General features: G+C 40.9%; 27 protein-coding genes. 3 read left to right on the top strand and 24 right to left on the bottom strand.

What is annotated here, in order from left to right; genetic code table 11:
* Window positions 1–215: 215 nt before the first annotated feature.
* The 3 genes from SNAG_RS08540 to leuS all read right to left on the bottom strand — a co-directional run bounded on the left by SNAG_RS08540 (window position 216) and on the right by leuS (window position 4,035).
* A complete protein-coding gene (locus SNAG_RS08540) occupies window positions 216–632 on the bottom strand; it encodes a GNAT family N-acetyltransferase (protein WP_096408447.1) in 417 nt (138 codons plus the stop codon).
* Window positions 633–643: 11 nt separating this feature from the next.
* Window positions 644–1,339 (bottom strand): GNAT family N-acetyltransferase, encoded by a 696-nt coding sequence (locus SNAG_RS08545; protein WP_096408449.1) that lies wholly within the window; start codon window positions 1,337–1,339, stop codon window positions 644–646.
* A 194-nt stretch (window positions 1,340–1,533) separates the two neighbouring features.
* On the bottom strand, window positions 1,534–4,035 hold the full coding sequence (gene leuS, locus SNAG_RS08550) for a leucine--tRNA ligase (protein ID WP_096408452.1): 2,502 nt from the start codon (window positions 4,033–4,035) through the stop codon (window positions 1,534–1,536).
* Between the two features lie 314 nt (window positions 4,036–4,349).
* Here leuS and SNAG_RS08555 point away from each other — a divergent pair, with 314 nt between their 5' ends.
* From SNAG_RS08555 to SNAG_RS08565, 3 genes are read left to right on the top strand one after another with little or no spacing between them, the layout of a single operon-like run.
* A complete protein-coding gene (locus SNAG_RS08555) occupies window positions 4,350–5,390 on the top strand; it encodes an ABC transporter substrate-binding protein (protein WP_172842405.1) in 1,041 nt (346 codons plus the stop codon).
* A gap of 12 nt (window positions 5,391–5,402) precedes the next feature.
* Window positions 5,403–6,494, top strand: a complete 1,092-nt coding sequence (locus SNAG_RS08560) for an ABC transporter ATP-binding protein (RefSeq protein ID WP_096408454.1) — start codon at window positions 5,403–5,405, stop codon at window positions 6,492–6,494.
* Window positions 6,484–8,142 carry an ABC transporter permease gene (locus SNAG_RS08565; protein WP_096408457.1) on the top strand — a complete coding sequence of 553 codons (1,659 nt, stop codon included), beginning with the start codon at window positions 6,484–6,486 and terminating at the stop codon, window positions 8,140–8,142. Before SNAG_RS08560 ends, SNAG_RS08565 begins: the two co-directional genes overlap by 11 nt.
* Window positions 8,143–8,243: 101 nt before the next feature.
* Here SNAG_RS08565 and SNAG_RS08570 read toward each other — a convergent pair whose 3' ends face one another.
* From SNAG_RS08570 to rplN, 21 genes are all read right to left on the bottom strand, one after another.
* Complete coding sequence (locus tag SNAG_RS08570) at window positions 8,244–8,936, bottom strand: histidine phosphatase family protein (RefSeq protein WP_096408460.1); 693 nt, start codon at window positions 8,934–8,936, stop codon at window positions 8,244–8,246.
* Between the two features lie 236 nt (window positions 8,937–9,172).
* Window positions 9,173–10,510: a PFL family protein gene (locus SNAG_RS08575; protein WP_096408462.1), complete on the bottom strand. Its 1,338-nt coding sequence runs from the start codon at window positions 10,508–10,510 to the stop codon at window positions 9,173–9,175.
* Window positions 10,511–10,519: 9 nt separating this feature from the next.
* Window positions 10,520–10,786 (bottom strand): ACT domain-containing protein, encoded by a 267-nt coding sequence (locus SNAG_RS08580; RefSeq protein WP_000644111.1) that lies wholly within the window; start codon window positions 10,784–10,786, stop codon window positions 10,520–10,522.
* Window positions 10,787–11,049: 263 nt separating this feature from the next.
* Window positions 11,050–11,436 (bottom strand): 50S ribosomal protein L17, encoded by a 387-nt coding sequence (gene rplQ / locus SNAG_RS08585; protein WP_000331493.1) that lies wholly within the window; start codon window positions 11,434–11,436, stop codon window positions 11,050–11,052.
* 11 nt (window positions 11,437–11,447) lie between these two features.
* The gene (locus SNAG_RS08590; protein ID WP_000568993.1) at window positions 11,448–12,383 is read right to left on the bottom strand and encodes a DNA-directed RNA polymerase subunit alpha; all 936 of its coding nucleotides are present in this window, start codon (window positions 12,381–12,383) and stop codon (window positions 11,448–11,450) included.
* Between the two features lie 42 nt (window positions 12,384–12,425).
* On the bottom strand, window positions 12,426–12,809 hold the full coding sequence (gene rpsK, locus SNAG_RS08595) for a 30S ribosomal protein S11 (protein ID WP_001118385.1): 384 nt from the start codon (window positions 12,807–12,809) through the stop codon (window positions 12,426–12,428).
* A gap of 17 nt (window positions 12,810–12,826) precedes the next feature.
* Window positions 12,827–13,192: a 30S ribosomal protein S13 gene (gene rpsM, locus SNAG_RS08600; protein ID WP_000090781.1), complete on the bottom strand. Its 366-nt coding sequence runs from the start codon at window positions 13,190–13,192 to the stop codon at window positions 12,827–12,829.
* Between the two features lie 17 nt (window positions 13,193–13,209).
* Window positions 13,210–13,326, bottom strand: a complete 117-nt coding sequence (rpmJ, locus tag SNAG_RS08605; RefSeq protein WP_001808836.1) for a 50S ribosomal protein L36 — start codon at window positions 13,324–13,326, stop codon at window positions 13,210–13,212.
* A 24-nt stretch (window positions 13,327–13,350) separates the two neighbouring features.
* Window positions 13,351–13,569 carry a translation initiation factor IF-1 gene (infA, locus tag SNAG_RS08610; RefSeq protein WP_001029883.1) on the bottom strand — a complete coding sequence of 73 codons (219 nt, stop codon included), beginning with the start codon at window positions 13,567–13,569 and terminating at the stop codon, window positions 13,351–13,353.
* Between the two features lie 116 nt (window positions 13,570–13,685).
* Window positions 13,686–14,324 carry an adenylate kinase gene (locus SNAG_RS08615; RefSeq protein WP_096408465.1) on the bottom strand — a complete coding sequence of 213 codons (639 nt, stop codon included), beginning with the start codon at window positions 14,322–14,324 and terminating at the stop codon, window positions 13,686–13,688.
* Between the two features lie 145 nt (window positions 14,325–14,469).
* Window positions 14,470–15,780: a preprotein translocase subunit SecY gene (secY, locus tag SNAG_RS08620; protein WP_000465387.1), complete on the bottom strand. Its 1,311-nt coding sequence runs from the start codon at window positions 15,778–15,780 to the stop codon at window positions 14,470–14,472.
* Window positions 15,781–15,792: 12 nt separating this feature from the next.
* A complete protein-coding gene (gene rplO / locus SNAG_RS08625) occupies window positions 15,793–16,233 on the bottom strand; it encodes a 50S ribosomal protein L15 (RefSeq protein WP_000766089.1) in 441 nt (146 codons plus the stop codon).
* 145 nt (window positions 16,234–16,378) lie between these two features.
* Complete coding sequence (rpmD, locus tag SNAG_RS08630; protein ID WP_000057241.1) at window positions 16,379–16,561, bottom strand: 50S ribosomal protein L30; 183 nt, start codon at window positions 16,559–16,561, stop codon at window positions 16,379–16,381.
* Window positions 16,562–16,574: 13 nt separating this feature from the next.
* Window positions 16,575–17,069, bottom strand: coding sequence for a 30S ribosomal protein S5 (rpsE, locus tag SNAG_RS08635; protein WP_000874204.1), 495 nt, complete (start codon window positions 17,067–17,069; stop codon window positions 16,575–16,577).
* 17 nt (window positions 17,070–17,086) lie between these two features.
* Window positions 17,087–17,443, bottom strand: a complete 357-nt coding sequence (gene rplR / locus SNAG_RS08640; RefSeq protein ID WP_000624044.1) for a 50S ribosomal protein L18 — start codon at window positions 17,441–17,443, stop codon at window positions 17,087–17,089.
* 83 nt (window positions 17,444–17,526) lie between these two features.
* Window positions 17,527–18,063 (bottom strand): 50S ribosomal protein L6, encoded by a 537-nt coding sequence (gene rplF, locus SNAG_RS08645; protein WP_000086628.1) that lies wholly within the window; start codon window positions 18,061–18,063, stop codon window positions 17,527–17,529.
* Window positions 18,064–18,289: 226 nt separating this feature from the next.
* Entirely contained in the window at window positions 18,290–18,688 is a 399-nt protein-coding gene (gene rpsH / locus SNAG_RS08650) for a 30S ribosomal protein S8 (protein ID WP_000245504.1), read from the bottom strand.
* 284 nt (window positions 18,689–18,972) lie between these two features.
* Window positions 18,973–19,158 (bottom strand): type Z 30S ribosomal protein S14, encoded by a 186-nt coding sequence (locus SNAG_RS08655; protein ID WP_001085697.1) that lies wholly within the window; start codon window positions 19,156–19,158, stop codon window positions 18,973–18,975.
* Between the two features lie 17 nt (window positions 19,159–19,175).
* The gene (rplE, locus tag SNAG_RS08660; protein WP_000013542.1) at window positions 19,176–19,718 is read right to left on the bottom strand and encodes a 50S ribosomal protein L5; all 543 of its coding nucleotides are present in this window, start codon (window positions 19,716–19,718) and stop codon (window positions 19,176–19,178) included.
* A gap of 23 nt (window positions 19,719–19,741) precedes the next feature.
* Window positions 19,742–20,047, bottom strand: a complete 306-nt coding sequence (gene rplX / locus SNAG_RS08665) for a 50S ribosomal protein L24 (RefSeq protein ID WP_000497691.1) — start codon at window positions 20,045–20,047, stop codon at window positions 19,742–19,744.
* 77 nt (window positions 20,048–20,124) lie between these two features.
* Window positions 20,125–20,493 carry a 50S ribosomal protein L14 gene (gene rplN, locus SNAG_RS08670; protein WP_000616545.1) on the bottom strand — a complete coding sequence of 123 codons (369 nt, stop codon included), beginning with the start codon at window positions 20,491–20,493 and terminating at the stop codon, window positions 20,125–20,127.

Below are 20,493 nucleotides of genomic sequence, written 5' to 3' on the forward strand. Positions count from 1 at the left end.
TATGATGAAAAAGAAAAGTTTGGGATTTCATTAAATAAAGGGTACTCAATGAAAATCGAAATTAGACTAGGCAGATAGACGTAAGCATAACGATAGTTAGCTAAGTCGACTCTAACGAAGGTTGGTGAGATTTTCGAAGAGTATTAGGAGGTCTTTATCTAATAACTATATAATACACGAGGATACTTAAACTTTACTTAAGAAAAATTATTATTTTATTTTTTTCGATCTAGCCAAATCATTCCTGTACAATCATAAGTAGATAAGGTTTCAAATCCCAGAGAACGATAGAATCCCAAGGTTTTTTCTGTCTGTTCGGTCACTAGTTGGACTTGATAGGCATCTTTGTAATCACCTAAAGCCTCTTTCATCAAGCAACTACCAATTCCTTGGCGCTGATAGCTAGGCAAAACGATCAAATCCTGGACAAAAATCGATGAAAAACCATCTCCGACCAAACGAACCAAGCCCACAACAGCATCGCCATCAAGTGCCATATAAATCGCTAATGAATGAGACAAGGCCTTCTCCAACATCTGTGGTTGGTTGGTATAGTTTGTCCAACCAACTGCCTGATAGAGATGCAAAACATCTTCTAACTTGACAACTTCTTGCTTTCTCACGCTAATCATGTCATCACCTCTTAGAGTTCTCTCAAGCTCTTGTACTGCCGTCCATCTTTATCAAAGTTTTCGGGAGCCAGCCATGCTTCCAAACGAGCTTTAACTTGAGGCCAGTCCTTATCAATCATAGAGAGCCAATCCGTATCCCTCGTACGCCCCTTATAAACGACTGCCTGGCGGAAGGTTCCTTCATAGACAAAGCCCAAACGTTCCGCTGCTCGTCTGGATGGCAGATTGAGAGAATCACATTTCCATTCATAGCGACGATAGTTAAGCTCCTCAAACACATAGCGCGCCAAGAGATACTGGGCTTCTGTCCCTATTCGTGTTCCCCTGAGCTCTGGAGAAAAGATAACAGTCCCAACTTCAACTACACGATTATTTTGGTCGATGCGCATAAGCGAAAAGGTTCCCAAGACCTTACCCGTCTTCCTATCCAAGATAGCATAGAAAAAACGGTCCTTACGAGTCAACATCTGGTTTAAAAGGCTGACTAGTTCCTCCCTATCTGCCACCGGCTCCTGAAAGAGGTAGGTCCACATCTCCCGAGGAGTATCTGGGCCATAAACAGCTAGTAAATCCTCTGCATGCTTTCCCACTGAAAGAGCCTCTATCCGAGCGTAGCGCCCTTCTAAGAAATCAATGGAAGGCAACTCACCTGGTGTATAACCTTCCATAGACTCACCAATCATCTGACCATATTCATTTACTGGCATCGTTTTCTCCTTGTTTTACTTTTCAAACTTTATAGTTGCCCATAGTATATCATACTTTCATGAAAACATTCAAAAAATCCTCCAGATTCTAAATCTGAAGGATTCTTTTCTTATCTAACAACGATATTGACGAGTTTAGTTGGATCAAACAGTTTGGGGAACTGTTTGAGGTGGCAAATGAGCAAATAAATTGGTTATTTCACCACAATATTCACAAGCTTATTAGGTACACTAATTACTTTCACAATTTCTTTGCCATCAATTTCTGCTTTGACTTTTTCGTCAGCAAGAGCGACTGCTTGCAATTCTTCGCGTGATAGGTCTTTAGCGACCATGAGTTTGGCACGAACTTTACCTTTGATTTGGACAACGATTTCGATTTCGTCTTCAACCAATTTACTTTCGTCCCATGTTGGCCAAGCCACGTAAGAGATGGACTCACCTGTTGCTGCAACTGTTTGCCAGAGTTCTTCTGCCAAGTGAGGCGCAACTGGGGCAAGCAATTGGATAAAGCCTTTGGCATAATCCACATAGAGTTTGTCTTCCTTATTAGCGGCATTGACAAAGACCATGAGTTGGGCAATGTCTGTGTTGAACTTCATCGACTCGATTTGCTCAGTAACAGCTTTAACGGTTTCATTATAAACCTTGTCAAGAGCACCATTGTTTTCCGCAACGATTTCTTTGCTTGTAATCAAACGGTAAACACGGTCGAGGAATTTACGGCTTCCTTCCAAGCCTTCTTCTGACCAAGCGATCGAAGCGTCAAGTGGTCCCATGAACATTTCATAGACACGAAGGGTATCGGCACCGTATTGTTCCACTACATCATCTGGGTTAACGACGTTCTTGAGAGATTTAGACATCTTGGCCGGTGCTTGTTCCAACTCTTCTCCTGTTTCCACGTGGAAGAAGGAACCGTCACGTTTTTCAACCTTGTCGGTCGCTACAAGAGCCCCACGGTGGTCACGGTAGCTAGTACCCAAGATCATTCCTTGGTTAAAGAGTTTTTGGAATGGTTCTTTAGTTGGAACGACACCGATATCATAGAGGAATTTATGCCAGAAACGAGCGTAAAGCAGGTGAAGAACGGCGTGCTCTGCACCACCCACGTAGATATCAACTGGCAACCATTGTTTGAGGAGGTCTTCATCAGCCAATTTTTCTGTGTTGTGTGGGTCGATATAGCGGAGGTAGTACCAGCTTGAACCAGCCCATTGTGGCATGGTATTGGTTTCGCGGCGACCTTTGACTCCATCTTCACGAGTCACTTCAAGCCAGTCAGTCAAGTTAGCCAATGGGCTTTCACCAGTACCTGAAGGGCGGATGTCCTTGGTTACTGGCAAGACAAGTGGCAATTCATTTTCAGGAACAGCCGTTGAAGTCCCATCTTCCCAATGAATAATCGGAATTGGTTCACCCCAGTAACGTTGACGGCTAAAGAGCCAGTCGCGGAGACGGTAAGTCACTTTCTCTTGACCACATTCTTTTTCTTCCAACCAAGCGACAATCTTGGCAATAGCATCTTCCTTATTCAATCCATCTAGGAAGTCTGAATTAACGTGAAGACCATCCTCTGTGTAGGCAGCTTCTTCAACGTTTCCACCTTCCAGCACTTCTACGATTGGAAGACCAAACTGTTTGGCAAATTCCCAGTCACGTTGGTCGTGGGCTGGCACAGCCATGACAGCACCTGTTCCATAGCTAGCAAGAACATAGTCCGCAATCCAGATTGGAATTTCTTTGCCATTGACAGGGTTGACGGCATAAGCACCAGTCCAAACCCCTGTTTTTTCCTTGGCTAGGTCGGTACGAGCCAAGTCAGACTTGAGACTAGCTTGGTGTTTGTAGTCTGCAACTGCGTCAGCTTGCTCTGGACTTGTGATAGCGTCAACCAAGTCATGCTCAGGAGCCAAGACAGTGAAAGTCGCACCGAAAAGAGTGTCCGGACGAGTCGTAAAGACTGTGAATTCCTTGTCTGTTCCCTTAACTTTAAAGGTTACATTGGCACCAGTTGATTTACCAATCCAGTTGCGTTGCATATCCTTGATAGATTCTGGCCAATCCAACTCATCCAAGTCATTAAGCAATCGCTCTGCATAGGCCGTGATTTTAAGCATCCATTGACGCATCGGTTTGCGGACAACTGGATAGCCTCCACGCTCAGAGGTCCCGTCAGGAAGGACTTCTTCATTAGCGATGGCTGTTCCCAACTCTTCAACCCAGTTTACAGGGACTTCAGCTTCATAGGCCAAGCCTTTTTCGTAAAGCTTGGTGAAAATCCACTGCGTCCACTTGTAGTAGTTTGGATCTGTGGTGTTGACTTCACGATCCCAGTCGTAAGAGAATCCAAGCGCATTGATTTGGCGTTTGAAGTTGGCAATATTTTCCGCCGTAAATTCTGCTGGGTCATTCCCTGTATCCATAGCGTATTGCTCTGCAGGCAATCCAAAGGCATCCCAACCCATTGGGTGAAGAACATTGTAGCCTTGCGCACGTTTGTAACGGCTGAGAATATCCGTTGCTGTATAACCTTCTGGGTGTCCTACGTGCAATCCGGCTCCTGAAGGATAAGGGAACATGTCGAGAGCATAAAACTTCGGTTTTGAAGCATCTGTTCCTGTCTTAAATGTATGATGTTGGGCCCAATAGCCCTGCCACTTGGGCTCAATTTCTTTATGATTGTAAAAACTCATGCTATTTCTCCAATTTTATGATGTTACTATTATACCATTTTTGGGGGAATTTGAAAGTCGAGAAAGAATCTTTTCCCCTCCATTATCAAGAAAGCTTGGACATCACCCCCACTTCATTTTTCTATCAAAAAGAGAATAACACCGGATTAGATATAGAACAAATGTGAATTACCATCGATTGTTCCCATAATTTCCTTAACACATAATTCCCATTTTAGATTTCTTTAAGGTTTTTATTATATGATGTAGAACTCTGTAATTAAAAACATTAGATGAACAAACAGAGAATAATGTTCGTAAAAAGGAGAAAAATTATGAAAAAAATACTATCGCTTCTCTCTTTCAGCTGGATATTTCTAATTTTGTCAGGATGTTCTTCAACAACCGAAGCTGAAACTAGCATTGAAAATGATACAGATAAGACTTTAGTTATCTATTCGCCTAACCCTGAAGATCTTATTGAAGAAACAATCCCAGCCTTCGAAGAAAAATATGGCATCAAGGTTGATTTAGTCCAAGCTAGTACTGGTGAATTATTCAAGAAAGCAGAGGCTGAGAAAGAAGCTCCTGTAGCCGATGTCATTTTCGGAGGTTCCTACGCACTCTTCTCTTCTAACGAAAAACTCTTTGAGCCCTATACCTCCCTAGAAAACGACCAAATTATCCCAGAATATCAGAATAAAACAGGATTCTACACTCCATACACTCTTGATGTCAGTGTTCTGATTGTCAATTCAGCTTTAACCAAAGATATTAAAATTGAAGGCTATGATGATTTACTTAATCCTAAATTAAAAGGAAAGATTGCTACTGCTGATCCAAGTAATTCTTCTAGTGCCTTTGCTCAATTAACAAACATGCTTGTGGATCAAGGTGGCTATGAAAATGAGCAAGCTTGGACATATGTGAAAAATCTATTTAGCTTAGTAGATGGGAAAATTGCTTCTAGTTCTTCAAATGTCTACAAATCAGTCGCTGACGGAGAAATGGCTGTCGGACTCACCTATGAAGATCCTGCATTGAAACTCTTAAACGATGGCGTTGATATAAAAGTCATTTATCCAAAAGAAGGAACCGTCTTTTTGCCTGGTAACGCAGCTATTATCAAAAACGCCAAACACATGGAAAACGCTAAAAAATTTATCGATTTCCTTCTTTCTCAAGACATTCAGGATAAACTAGGAACTGAAACAACCATCAGACCCATTCGAAAAAATGCTAAAACCAATAAAAATATGAAATCAATGACAGAAATCAATATCGCCACTGAAGATTCAGATTATGTCCTCCAAAATAAATCAGCTATTCTTAAAAAGTACAATGATATTTTCACTAATATTCAATCGAAACAGTAAAAGAGGTTCACTATGAGTGAGATCAAAATTATTAACGCAAAAAAAATCTACCATGACATTCCTGTCATTGAGAATTTAAATGTTACGATTCCAAAAGGAAGTCTTTTCACCATTCTTGGACCTTCAGGTTGTGGAAAAACGACCCTTCTTCGAATGATTGCAGGCTTCAACAGTATTGAAGGCGGAGAATTTTACTTCGATGATACTAAAATCAATAATATAGAACCCAGCAAACGAAATATCGGAATGGTTTTCCAAAACTACGCTATTTTTCCACATTTGACTGTCCGTGATAATGTTGCTTTTGGTCTTAGACAAAAAAAGGTTCCAAAAGAGGAATTAGTTCAACAAACCAATAAATATCTGGAACTAATGCAAATTGATCAATACGCAGATCGAAAGCCCGATAAACTCAGTGGTGGACAACAACAACGTGTCGCCTTGGCACGTGCCTTAGCTGTTAATCCAAGTGTTCTCCTCATGGATGAGCCACTTAGTAACCTGGATGCGAAACTTCGCTTAGATATGCGCCAAGTTATTCGAGAAATTCAACACGAGGTGGGAATTACAACTGTATATGTGACCCACGACCAAGAAGAAGCGATGGCTATTTCAGACCAGATTGCTGTTATGAAAGATGGGATCATCCAACAAGTCGGACGCCCAAAAGAGCTCTACCATAAACCAGCTAATGAGTTTGTGGCAACCTTTATCGGACGCACAAATCTCATCCCAGCCAAACTAAAAAAACGGACCGACGGTGCTTATATCGTCTTTTCAGATGGTTATGCCCTCCCTATGCCAGCTCTTGATCAAGCTCAGGAACAAGCTATTCTTGTAAGTATCCGTCCCGAAGAGTTTATCAAAGATGAATCTGGTGATATTGAAGGAATCATTTCAGATAGTGTTTATCTTGGACTCACCACTGAATATTTCGTAGAGACTGTATTTTCTTCAAAAATACAGGTGAGTGAAGAATCAACTTTTGAAGAAGATCTTCAAAAAGGGGATCGAATTCGTCTACGAATCAATACTCAAAAGTTAAATGTCTTTTCTGCAGATGGTTCGCGTAATCTTATTACAGGAGTTGGCTATGAAAGGTAAAAAACTAAATATTTGGACAGCCTCCTCGTTCCTCATCTTTCTTACCTATCTTATTTTTCTTGTTTATCCTATCGTTATTGTGCTCAAGCAAGCACTCATACATGAAGGTAAATTCTCACTAGCTAATTTTGAGGATTTCTTTAGTAAATCCTATTACTCTGAGACACTAGTAAACAGTTTTAACGTCTCCATTACTTCTACTGTAACTTCCCTGGTTTTAGGGACCTTATTGGCCTACCTCTTTTCTATATATGACTTCAAAGGAAAGAAATTATTACAGATATTGATTATCATTGCTTCTATGTCAGCTCCTTTCGTAGGGGCATACTCCTGGATTCTCTTGTTGGGACGAAATGGTGTCATCACTAAATTCTTGACAAATGTCCTTCATCTTCCAGCTATTGATATTTATGGCTTCAAAGGAATTGTACTTGTGTTTACACTTCAGCTATTTCCATTAGTTTTTCTATACGTAGCTGGAGCAATGAAAAGAATTGACCATTCCCTTCTTGAAGCCGCTGAAAGTATGGGGGTAATCGGATTCAAACGTATGATAACAGTTGTTTTGCCCCTTTTAGTTCCAACTTTACTTGCTGCTGCCCTACTTGTATTTATGAGAGCATTCTCCGACTTCGGAACTCCTATGTTAATTGGTGAAGGATATCGGACTTTCCCTGTTTTAATTTATAATCAATTCATTAGTGAGGTTGGCGGAAATTCTGCATTTGCATCGGCTTTAGCAATCATGGCGATCATCATTGCTTTAACAATCTTCCTCATCCAAAAATATATTTCAAATCGCTATAGTTTCAGCATGAATTCACTCCATCCAATTGAGCCGAAAAAAACTACAAAAGGAAAAATGGCTGCCATTTATGCAACGGTTTACGGAATTATCTTATTTTCTGTTCTACCTCAATTATTTTTGATTTATACTTCTTTCCTAAAAACATCAGGTATGGTATTTGTCAAAGGCTATTCTCTAAACAGTTACAAGATTGCCTTCAATCGTATGGGATCTACTATTTTTAATACGATTCGGATTCCTTTGATTGCTTTGATTCTAGTTGTTTTATTTGCAACAGTTATCTCCTACCTAGCTGTTAGAAAACGAAATTTGTTTACAAACTTAATTGATAGCCTTAGTATGGTACCTTATATTGTGCCAGGAACTGTTCTAGGTATTGCCTTCATTTCTTCATTCAATACTGGTCTTTTTGGAAGCGGATTTCTGATGATTACTGGAACAGCTTTTATATTGATTATCTCCTTATCTGTCCGAAGACTCCCTTATACGATTCGCTCATCTGTTGCTAGCTTGCAACAAATAACACCTAGTATTGAAGAAGCCGCTGAAAGTTTAGGAAGTAGCCGTCTCAATACTTTCAGTAAAATCACTGTTCCAATGATGTTACCCGGTATTATTTCTGGATCTATTCTATCATGGGTAACAATGATTTCAGAACTATCTACTTCTATCCTCCTCTACAATGTCAAAACAAAAACTATGACCGTAGCAATCTATACAGAGGTACTCAGAGGAAATTATGGTGTGGCAGCAGCTTTATCCACGATTTTATCTATCCTAACAGTCGCTTCCTTACTGTTATTCATGAAAATCTCTAAAAATAATAACATTACACTCTAATTTTTCCCTATCAAAAACAGCCGAAAGGATGATCCTAGGCTGTTTTTTCTAATCTCTTATCACAATACATGACCCGAAGTTCTGGTGAACATATATACTGATTAAATAGAATTTTCTTCCATCTTCTCACGTCCCAGTTCCCGGTAGCTACGGTCACCAACAACCTCAACGCTAAACTGGCCGTCCTCATATTCAAGAATCGTCACGCTACCATTATCCAAACCATGCGGATGCATACCATTGATCAGATAAACCATCGTACCAATGGTCATCCCGTGGCTGACAACCAGGGCATTTCCGCCACCGTGTTCTTCCATTTCTTTGGCAATCGACTCAAATCCTTCCTTGATTCGGCCACTAAGTTTTTCCCAACCCTCAGCCCAACCAGCAGTATCAACCTCTACCAAGCCTTCTGCTAGCTCGGCATAGGATAACTGATGAACATGATCCACCTTGAAAACACGCGGAATGACCCCCATAAAGAGATCCCCATCATAGGCCCCATCAAAACTACCAAAGCACCACTCACGGATTCGCTTATCCATACGGTAAGGGATTTTCCCTTGTAAGCTCAGTTCTTCTAGGACGATTCCCATGGTCTGAATGGTACGCCCTGAATCACTGGAATAAGCTCGGTCAAATTGCAAACCAGACTCTCTCAAGCCAATTCCCAGTTCATGGATTCCCAACTCACCTTCTGCAGTCAGAGGTGTATCACTCCATCCTTGAGCACGTCCAATCGTGTTAAACATGGTTTTCCCATGACGTACCAAGTATAATCTTACTTTAGACATTTTCTATCCTCCATTTTCTTCTATTATATCATGGATCAAAGAAATATTTGGCTTTCAAAAGCAAAGCTCCTTCTCCTAATTTTACCACAAGAAAAGCTACCCTTACGGTAGCTTCCCTAGGAGATTATTATGAAAAAGTTTAGGATTTCTATTAAATAAAGTTAGGAGGTCTTTATTTAATGATTATAGTATACACAGTCATCCTTAAACCCAACTTAAATCTTCTCTCTTTTTTATTAATTTTTAAAACTATGGATTGGAGCTGGAATTTGACCACCGCGAGAGATGAAATCAACAGACGAAGCCCCATTAACCTTCATAACTGGAGCTGTTCCAAGCAAGCCACCAAACTCAATCATATCGCCTTCTTTGCCCTTTGGAATAATACGGACAGCCGTTGTTTTCATGTTAATCACACCAATTGCCGCCTCATCCGCAATCATCGCCGCAATGGTTTCAGCAGGCGTATCTTCTGGAATGGCAATCATATCCAGTCCAACTGAACAGATAGCCGTCATGGCCTCTAGTTTCTCTAAATTTAGAGAGCCATCTTGCACCGCAGCAATCATCCCCTCATCTTCAGAAACGGGGATAAAAGCACCTGACAAGCCACCGACTTGGTTACAAGCCATCACTCCGCCCTTCTTAACTTGGTCATTCAAAAGAGCGAGGGCAGCCGTCGTCCCATGCGTACCAACTGTTTCTAGGCCCATTTCCTCAAGGACACGAGCCACAGAATCACCAACCGCAGGAGTAGGTGCCAAGCTTAGGTCGACAATTCCAAAGTCAACACCAAGGCGTTCACTCGCCATTTGCCCAACTAATTGACCGATACGAGTAATCTTAAAAGCCGTTTTCTTGACCGTCTCGGCTACTACATCAAAGCTCTGTCCACGAACCTTTTCCAAGGCACGCTTGACCACACCAGGACCCGAAACCCCGACATTGATGATAACATCTGCTTCGCCAACACCGTGGAAAGCCCCTGCCATAAAAGGATTGTCCTCAACAGCATTAGCAAATACGACCAACTTGGCCGCACCCATATCTGATAGGTTCGCTGTCTCCTTGATGATACGTCCCATATCTGCAACCGCAGTCATGTTGATACCTGACTTGGTTGAGCCAATATTAACAGACGAACAAACCTTGTCTGTCTCAGCTAGAGCGCGTGGGATAGAATTGATGAGAATTTCATCTCCTTTTTGGTAGCCTTTTTGTACCAAGGCAGAGAATCCACCAATAAAGTCAACACCAATCTCCTTGGCAGCCTTATCAAGAGCCTTTGCCAAAACAACATAGTCCGTCGCATCAGTCGCTGCACCAATTAAAGAAATCGGAGTCACCGATACCCGTTTATTAACAATAGGAATCCCAAGTTCTGCAGCAATTTCGTCTCCTACAGCCACTAAATTTGCAGCTTTAGTGGTGATTTTTTGGTAAATCTTTTCAGCAGCACGTTCAATATCTGGATCAATACAATCCAAAAGGGAAATCCCCATGGTGATGGTTCTGATATCGAAGTTCTGCTCCTCGATCATGGCAATGGTTTCTGTAACTTGTCTAATATCCATAGCCACCTCCTAGATATTATACATAGCGTCAAAAATCGCCGCACTTTGAATATTTATTTTGACATTCAAGGTCTGACCGAAAGTTTCAAATTCATTTCGAAGATAAGTGAAATCCTGTTTTTCGTCACTAGAAACGACCGCCATCATAGTAAAGTATTCATCCAACACCGTCTGAGAAATATCGTCAATATTCAAACCCAACTCTGCAATCTTAGTAGACACGCCTGCAACGATACCTGCCTTGTCCTTGCCAACCACTGTAATAATAGCCTTCATCTTTAGACTCCCATTCTACGATTATTAGAAAACCTGAACGTTTTTGATTTTCTTTTTCCCTAGTATAGCATATTTCCGTAAAAAATACTAAAAAACGCCTGCTTACGAAGTTGTTCTTAAACAAAAAACAATTTCGTAAACAAGCGTCTACCCTATCAAATGATGATGAGTGTTCCCGCTAGGACCGAAGTCCCAGCGGTAGACCAGAGCTAGACTAAGAGCACAAGACTCCATCATCATAACACTCAACAAAATTGATGATTTTATACTAATTCAATGATCGCCATTGGCGCAGCATCACCACGACGTGGTTCAGTTTTAAGGATACGAGTGTATCCACCGTTACGTTCAGCATAACGAGGTGCGATTTCTGAGAACAATTTTTGAAGTGCTGTAGTAGAAGTGTACTTATCAGTTGCTTCATCATAGTTTTCAGATGCGATTTCATTACGTACGAAAGCAGCTGCTTGACGACGTGCATGCAAATCACCACGTTTACCTAGAGTAATCATTTTTTCAACAGTTTTACGGATTTCTTTAGCACGAGCTTCAGTTGTAACGATTGATTCGTTGATCAAAAGGTCAGTTGTCAAATCGCGAAGCATTGCTTTACGTTGTGAGCTAGTGCGTCCTAGTTTACGGTAAGCCATGTATTCCTCCTTTATTTATCTTTTAATCCAAGACCCAAGTCAATGAGTTTGAGTTTCACTTCTTCCAAACTCTTGCGTCCAAGATTTCGTACTTTCATCATCTCTGCTTCAGATTTTTCTGTCAAATCATGCACAGTATTGATACCGGCACGTTTCAAACAATTGTATGAACGCACAGACAAGTCCAGTTCCTCAATCGTCCGATCCAAAATACGATCGTCAGATTCAGTATCAGCTTCTTTCATCACTTCAGTTGACTTAGCAATCTCAGTAAGATTTGTAAACAAATCAAGATGTTCTGTCAAGATACGTGCTGAAAGCCCTAAAGCATCTTCAGGAATAATTGTTCCATTAGTCAAGATTTCAAGGGTTAATTTGTCAAATCCATCATTGCTACCTACACGAGCAGGCTCTACTTGATAGTTGACTTTTGTAACTGGTGTATAAATAGAATCTACAGCAAGTGTTCCAACTGGTGCATTATCTTTTTTGTTTTCATCAGCAGGTACATATCCACGACCACTGTTAACAGTCATTGTCGCTTTTAGAGAAGAACCTTCACCGATTGTAAAGAGATAATGATCTGGATTTACAATTTCAATATCACTGTCAGTCAAAATGTCTCCAGCTGTAATTTCAGCAGGACCTTCAACATCAAGTTCAATGATTTTTTCGTCTTCAACGTATGATTTCACTGCAATCCCTTTAATGTTCAGAATGATTTGCATCACGTCTTCACGAACACCTGGAACTGTGTCGAACTCATGCAAGACACCTTCAATGTTGATAGATGTCACTGCTGCTCCTGGTAGAGAAGCTAGTAGTACACGACGAAGAGAGTTACCAAGAGTTGTACCGTAGCCACGTTCAAGTGGTTCGATTACAAACTTGCCATAATCTTTATTTTCATCAATTTTTGTTATATTTGGTTTTTCAAACTCAATCATTTAGTTACTCCCTCTTAAACGAAAAGCAGTGTAATGCGATGATTATACACGGCGACGTTTTGGAGGACGAGCACCATTGTGTGGCACTGGAGTCACATCACGAATTGCTGTTACTTCAAGACCAGCGGCAGCAAGCGCACGAATAGCTGACTCACGACCAGAACCTGGACCTTTTACAGTAACTTCAACTGATTTAAGACCGTGTTCTTGTGCAGATTTAGCAGCAGCTTCTGAAGCCATTTGAGCAGCGAATGGTGTAGATTTACGAGAACCTTTGAAACCAAGAGCACCAGCTGATGACCAAGCAATTGCATTACCATGCACATCAGTAATCATAACAATAGTGTTATTAAATGTAGCGTGAATATGAGCAATACCAGATTCGATATTCTTTTTCACACGACGTTTACGTGTTGGTTTAGCCAAGACTTTTACCTCCTATATTATTTTTTCTTACCAGCAATCGCAACAGCTTTACCTTTACGAGTGCGAGCGTTGTTTTTAGTGTTTTGTCCACGGACAGGAAGTCCACGACGGTGACGAATACCACGGTAAGAACCGATTTCCATCAAACGTTTGATGTTCAAGTTTACTTCACGACGGAGGTCACCTTCAACTTTGATTGCATCCACTTCACGACGGATAGCATCTTCTTGATCTGATGTAAGGTCACGTACACGAACATCTTCTGAGATTCCAGCAGCAGCCAAAATTTTCTTAGATGTTGCAAGTCCGATACCATAAACGTAAGTCAATGAGATTACTACGCGTTTGTCATTTGGAATGTCAACTCCAGCAATACGAGCCATGTTTTCTCCTTTCTATCTTATCCTTGACGTTGTTTGTGTTTTGGATTTGCTGGGCAAATTACCATAACACGACCATTACGACGAATTACTTTACAGTATTCGCAAATTGGTTTGACCGATGGTCTTACTTTCATTTCTTATCCCTCCAAGTTTTTCGATTATTTAAAGCGGTAAGTGATACGTCCACGTGTCAAGTCATATGGACTCATCTCGACAGTAACACGATCTCCCGCTAAAATACGAATATAGTTTTTACGAATTTTACCAGAAACTGTTGCTAAAATCTGATGTCCATTTTCAAGTTCAACCGTAAACATTGCGTTAGGCATTGTATCGACTACTTTGCCTTCAACTTCAATCACATCGTCTTTTGCCACGCAAAAGCACCTCCATAAATTTCGATTTGATGCCTCTAAACATAGAGACAACAATTATAAGTCAGACTATCTCAGTATAACATTTGTAGCGATTTTTTGCAAGTATGAAAAACGCTTTATTTCAAATTTGTCAATACTTTTTCGATGTCTTTGAACACATCATTGATATCTTGATTTCCTTCGATATCGTGGACCAAACCTTTGGTACGGTAGTGAGCAATGATTGGTTCACCTTGTGCGATATTAACATCCAACCGACGCTTAACTGTCTCAGGTTTATCATCTTCGCGTTGGTAGTAATCTTCTTCTTTGTAGTCAACTGGTGGGTTGAAAACTTTGTGGAAGGTTTCACCTGTTTCGCGATGGATGATACGGCCGCTCAAACGTTCTAAGAGACAGTCTGGGTTCACTTCGATGTTAATCACACCTTCCAGTTCGATACCAAGTTCAGCCAATGTTTTGTCCAAGGCATGCGCTTGTTCAATCGTACGTGGGTAACCATCCAACAAGAAACCTGTTTCTTTGATGTCGTCCTGAGAAAGGCGTTCTTTAACAATTCCATTTGTAACTTCATCTGGAACCAACTCACCTTTGTCGATGTATGACTTGGCAAGTACACCCATTTCAGTTTGATTAGCCATAGCAGCACGGAACATATCTCCAGTTGAAATGTGTGCCACGTGGAATTGCTCCACAATTTTAGCTGCTTGCGTTCCCTTACCTGCTCCAGGTAAGCCCATAATCAAAAGATTCATGATAGGATCTCCTTATTTTGTATTTAAATAGAAGCAGAAATTCGTTTCAACCCCTATTTAAAAACAAAATAGAAGAGGGGAGACGAAAGTCTCTCTGATAGGTAGACCTTCATACTCCACTCTCTAAGCAAAAGTAATCTTGCTTTTATTCTGTTTTGTCCATGAAACCAACATACTTACGTTTCAATAGGTAACCTTCAAGTTGTTTGATTCCTTCGATACCGGTCGAGATAATGATCAAAAGACTAGTTCCCCCAAAAGCAACAGCTTCTGAAAGGCCAAAGACATCTTTTGCCACAATCGGCAAGATTGAGATCACACCAAGGAAGATTGATCCGACTGTTGCAAGGCGACGAAGAAGTTTCGACATGAATTCTTCAGTCCCCTTACCAGGACGGACCCCATGAATGTAGGCTCCACTCTTTTGCAAGTTTTCTGCTGCTTTCTCTGGATTGATCTGTACAAATGTATAGAAGAACGTAAAGAGAATGATGAGCAAGGCATACATAGCAACACCTGTCGGAGATGTTGTAGATAACATTTCCTGTGCTGTACGTACCCAAGCCCAATCATGACCTGTAGCACTCAAAAACTGAAGAATGGCTGCAGGCGCTGCTGTAATGGAACTTGCAAAGATAACTGGGATAACCCCCGCTGGGTTTACCTTCAATGGAAGGTATGAGCTTGATGGGGCTCCTTGAGCAACTTTTGTATATTGGATTGGAATTTTATATTCTGCCTGTTGAACATAGGTTGTAAAGTAAACAATCAACAAGACAGCGATAATCAAAATAACGACAAAGATAATAGATGAAGTCAAACGGCTACTTGGGATATTGACGAAGTAGTCAACATAGATGCCTTTAATCATCTCAGGGATTGAAGCGACAATACCTGCGAAGATGATCATAGAAACACCGTTTCCGTATCCCTTATCTGTAATTTGTTCCCCGAGCCACGTTACAATCATACTACCTGCTGTGAGGATAATACCAATAGTAACAAAGACTTGTGGAGTTAAAGCTGTCGTTAATAATTTTGCTCCAGATAGAGTATTAAACCCTGCTGTGATCCCGATAGATTGAACGAATGCAAGAACAAGTGCAATATATCGAGTAGCTTGGTTTAGTTTTCTCCGTCCCACTTCCCCTTGTTTGCCCCATTCTACAAACTTCGGTAAAATATCCATTTGTAGCAATTGAACAACGATGGAAGCAGTGATATACGGACTTACACCGAGTGCAAAAACGGAGAAGTTCTTCATGGCATTCCCTGAAACAAGACTAAGCATGTTCAAGAAAGATAAACCACTGAGAGCTTCTAAACTTTTTGCATTCACACCTGGAACAGTGATACTTGTCCCAATACGAAAAACAAGAATGATAAAAATCGTAAAGAGAATTTTTGATCGAACTTGTTTAACCTTGAGCGCTTCTTTTAATAATTTAAAAAACATGGGTCACCTCTCTTAGATGACTTCTACAGAACCACCTTTAGCAGTGATAGCTTCCTCAGCTGATTTAGAGAATTTAGCTGCTTTCACAGTCAATTTCTTAGTCAACTCACCGTTACCAAGAATTTTAACTCCTGATTTTTCAGCTTTCACAATTCCTGCTTCGATAAGCACAACTGGAGTTACTTCTGCACCGTCTTCAAAGACGTTCAATTGGTCAAGGTTTACAATTGCGTATTCTTTAGCGTTGATGTTAGTGAATCCACGTTTTGGAAGACGACGGAACAATGGAGTTTGTCCACCTTCAAAACCAAGGCGAACTCCGCCACCGCTACGAGCTTTTTGACCTTTTTGACCGCGACCAGATGTTTTACCGTTACCAGATGAAGTACCACGACCAACACGGTTACGTACTTTACGAGAACCTTCTGCAGGTTTCAATTCATGAAGTTTCATTATTATTTTCTCCTCTTTTGTAAAATGCTAGCGCCGATAAGAGAGAAAAGGTTGTCTCCCTAATCAACTCGCCTATACATTCGTCATCTTAGATGACTATACCTAGTTTTAGGGGATGAGTATTGCCGCATCCCCTAAAAATTCATTAGTTTACTTCTTCAACTGTTACCAAGTGAGATACTGCAGTGATCATACCACGGATAGCAGCGTTGTCTTCTTTGATAACAGAGCTGTTCAATTTGCCAAGTCCAAGTGCTACAACAGTTTTACGTTGTGATGGAATGCGTCCGATTGGAGACTTAGTCAAAGTAATTTTAATTTGAGCCATTTTATCCCCTTTCTTATGCCAAATCAGAAACTGAAATACCACGAAGGGCAGCAACTTCTTCAGCGCGTTTCAATTGTTTCAAACCTTCAACAGTTGCGCGAACAATGTTGATTGGAGTGTTAGAACCAAGTGATTTAGATGTAATATCTGCCACACCTGCCAATTCCACAACGGCACGAACTGCACCACCAGCGGCAACTCCAGAACCTTCTACAGCAGGTTTCAACAATACTTTAGCTCCACCGAATTCTGAAAGAACTTCGTGTGGGATTGTTGTTCCAACCATAGGAACTTCAATCAAGTTTTTCTTAGCATCTTCTACTGCTTTGCGGATTGCTTCTGGAACTTCTTGAGCTTTACCAGTACCAAATCCTACGCGACCGTTGTGGTCACCAACAACAACAAGAGCTGCGAAACGAAGACGACGTCCACCTTTAACAACTTTTGTAACACGGTTGACAGCAACTACGCGTTCTTCTAATTCAACTGCATTGTCTTTAAATGCCATTTTCTAGTGTCCTCCTATTAGAATTTCAATCCGTTTTCACGAGCTGCATCAGCCAAAGCTTTCACACGTCCGTGATATAGATATCCACCGCGGTCGAACACCACTTCTGAAATACCTTTAGCGTTTGCACGTTCTGCAACGAGTTTACCGACAGCAACGGCTTGTTCAGTTTTAGTTCCTTTTGAAACTTCTTTGTCAAGAGTTGAAGCACTTGCGAGCGTTACACCCGCTACGTCATCAATCACTTGAGCGTAGATGCCTGTATTAGAACGGAATACGTTCAAACGTGGGCGATCAGCAGTTCCAGAGAGTTTTCCGCGAACGCGACGGTGGCGTTTTTGGCGGAGTTTGTTTTTATCTGGTTTAGAAATCACAGTTTTCACCTCTTTAGTTTTAAATCGTGTGCTATGCACAAAGTTGGAAAATAGGTCGGTGGTTGAAGATCAACCACTCAACATTATTTACCTGTTTTACCTTCTTTAAGACGAACGTATTCGCCAACGTAACGGATACCTTTACCTTTATATGGTTCAGGTGAGCGAAGGCTACGTACGTAAGCAGCTGTTTGACCAACTACTTCTTTTGAAATTCCGCTGATAGCAATTGTTGTTGGGTTTGGAAGTTCAAAAGTAATTCCTTCTGGAGCTTCAACTTCGTCTGGATGAGATTTACCTACAGCCAAAACAAGTTTGTTTCCTTGAAGTTGTGCACGGTAACCAACCCCACGCATTTCAAGTACTTTCTTGAATCCTTCTGATACACCAACAACCATGTTGTTCAAAAGGGCACGAGTAGTTCCGTGGATTGTTTTCATTTCTTTTGAATCATTTGGACGGTGAAGAGTTACTTCAGTACCTTCCACACGAATTTCAATATCTTTTGAGAACTCACGAGTAAGTTCTCCCTTAGGTCCTTTTACAGTTACAACGTTGTCATTGTTAGTGATTTCAACACCAGCAGGCAACACGATAACTTTATTACCAATACGTGACATGTTTTTATTCTCCTGTTAAATTGTCAGGCCATTACAGCCAGTTTTCACGGGGTTAAAGATACTTATTGTGTTCAATAGCTAAATTGAACACGCTCTAACGAGCTTTGTATCTTGATTAGAGTTCGAGCTAAGAATTTGGTGAAAAAGATAAGTTTGTCTTGGAGCATCGCTCCTGCTACAAACTTCCTATTTTCACTGCATTCTTTTAACGCTCTCACATCATCAATTACCAAACGTAAGCGATAACTTCTCCACCAACGTTCTTTTGGCGAGCTTCTTTATCAGTAAGCAAACCTTCAGAAGTTGAAAGGATAGCAATTCCAAGTCCGTTAAGAACTTTTGGAAGATCTTCACGTTTTTTGTAGACACGAAGTCCTGGTTTAGAAACACGTTTCAAGTTAGTGATAACTTTTTCACCGTTTGGTCCGTATTTAAGGAATACACGGATGATGCCTTGTTTGTCATCTTCGATGATTTCAACGTTCTTTACAAAACCTTCGCGTTTAAGGATTTCAGCAATCCCTTTTTTGATGTTTGATGCAGGTACTTCAAGTACTTCGTGTTTTGCTTGGTTAGCGTTACGAATACGAGTTAGGAAGTCTGCGATTGGGTCAGTCATAACCATTTTGTTTTTCTCCTCTTACTAGTAGTTTGCAAGTCGCACTTGCTAGTTAATACATGATACAAAGAGCGTAACAGCACGAGCAAAAATAGGCAATTTGATGCAGGAGCCATGCTCCAAAGCAAATTGGTCTTTTTTGCCAAAGCTGTAGCTCGTGTTCAAATTGGCAAACCCAACTGAACCCGGGCTAAACTCTGTGTGAAAAAGATAAACTTTCCTAGAAACTTCAGTTTCTTCGTCAAGTTTCCTATTTTCACTTGGAGTTTTGACGCCCTTGATATCTTAAATTACCAAGATGCTTTTGTTACACCAGGAATTTGTCCTTTGTAAGCTAATTCACGGAAGCAAACACGGCAAAGTTTAAATTTGCGGTAAACTGAATGTGGACGACCACATTTTTCACAACGAGTATAAGCTTGAGTAGAGAACTTCGCTGGACGTTTGTTCTTAGCAATCATTGATTTTTTAGCCATTAGATTTACCTCCTATATTATTTTGCAAAAGGCATTCCAAGGCCTGTAAGCAATGCACGTGACTCTTCGTCAGTGTTAGCAGTTGTTACGATAACGATGTCAAGACCACGAGTTTTGTCAACGTCATCGAAGTTGATTTCTGGGAAGATCAATTGTTCTTTCACACCAAGTGTGTAGTTTCCGCGTCCATCAAATGATTTTGTTGGAACACCGTGGAAGTCACGTACACGTGGAAGTGAAACTGAAACCAATTTGTCCAAGAATTCGTACATACGTTCACCACGAAGGGTAACTTTTGCACCGATCGCTACACCTTCACGAAGACGGAAGCCGGCGATTGATTTTTTAGCTTTAGTGATAAGTGGTTTTTGACCTGAGATAAGCGCCAATTCTTCAGCAGCTTTTTCAAGGCTTTTAGCGTTTGATACAGCTTCACCAACACCCATGTTCAAAACGATCTTATCTACTTTAGGCACAGCCATCACTGATGAGTAGTTGAATTGTTCTGTCAAAGCAGGAACTACTTCATTAAGATATTTTTCTTTTAAACGATTTGCCATTATACTTCTCCTTTCCTTCGTGATTAATCAAGCACTTCGCCTGATTTTTTGTTGTAGCGAACTTTTTTACCGTCTACAAATTTGTAACCAACACGACCAGCTACACCGTTTTTATCCAAAACTTGAACGTTTGATACGTGGATAGCTGCTTCTTTCTCGATGATACCACCTTGAGGAAGTTCGTTAGTTGGACGTTGGTGTTTCTTAACGATATTCACACCTTCAACGATAACTTTGTTTACTTTTGGAAGGGCAGTAAGGACAACAGCTTCTGTTCCCTTATCTTTACCAGCGATTACGCGAACTTTGTCGCCTTTTTTTACAAACATTAGGTTTCTCCTTGATTTTTCTTACGCCCATAAGGGCACCCTAGCTTTAAGCTAGGGGACTAGTTTGTTTCTAAAAATTAAAGTACTTCTGGAGCAAGTGACACGATCTTCATGAAGCCACCTTCACGCAATTCACGTGCAACTGGGCCAAAGATACGTGTTCCGCGAGGAGTTTTGTCTTCACGGATGATAACTGCTGCGTTTTCGTCAAATTTGATGTATGAACCATCAGCACGACGAGCACCTGATTTAGTACGAACGATAACAGCTTTTACAACGTCACCTTTTTTAACCGCACCACCAGGAGTAGCTTGTTTTACAGATGCCACAATAACATCACCGATGTTTGCAAATTTACGTCCTGAACCACCAAGAACTTTGATAGTCAAGATTTCGCGAGCACCGCTGTTGTCTGCGACTTTCAAACGAGTTTCTGTTTGAATCAT

Source organism: Streptococcus sp. NPS 308 (genome assembly GCF_002355895.1).
Taxonomy (GTDB): domain Bacteria; phylum Bacillota; class Bacilli; order Lactobacillales; family Streptococcaceae; genus Streptococcus.